Annotated in this window: 1 protein-coding gene; it reads left to right on the top strand. The window is 47.9% G+C overall.

The window, feature by feature from the left end; genetic code table 11:
• Positions 1–670, top strand: a 670-nt coding sequence (locus R7Q46_RS27520; protein WP_318078325.1) for an alpha-amylase family glycosyl hydrolase, incomplete at both ends; no start/stop codon positions are given.

Below are 670 nucleotides of genomic sequence, written 5' to 3'. Positions count from 1 at the left end.
TTGCTTCACCTCAGATGCTAGCGTTCTACAAACAGCAAAACATCAACACGTTGCAATTGCTACCTATCGCAGCGTGCATGCATGAGCCACATTTATTGGAGATGGGCAAAGTCAACTATTGGGGTTACAACCCTTATTTGTTTATGGTGCCCGATCCTCGTTACGCAGAAAAAGACGCGGTAACCGAGCTTAAAACCACCATTCGTGAGCTGCACAAGCATGGGATCGAAGTGATTCTGGATGTGGTTTACAACCACACAGCAGAAGGAGGCGAAGGGGTGACGGTGTTTAATCTCAAAGCGCTCGATTCTCGCTTTTACATCAAACACGGCAATCACTTCGCCAACTACACAGGTTGTGGCAACACGGTCGATCTCCCCTATCAACCAGCATTAAATCTGGTTATGGACACGCTGCGTTACTGGGTTAGCGAATTCAAAATCGACGGTTTCCGTTTGGATTTGGCCGCCACTTTGGGGCGTCAAGGGGATGATTACAACCCTGAAGCGGCATTTTTCAAAGCCGTCGCTCAAGACCCGATTTTGCGTGAAACAAAATTGATTGCCGAGCCGTGGGATATTGGCCCTAATGGCTATCAAGTTGGTAACTTCCCATTTGGTTGGAACGAATGTAACGACAAGCTGCGCGATATTTCTCGCAGTTTTTGGCG

Source organism: Vibrio sp. 811 (genome assembly GCF_033339195.1).
This window is presented reverse-complemented; position numbering and strand designations above follow the sequence as displayed.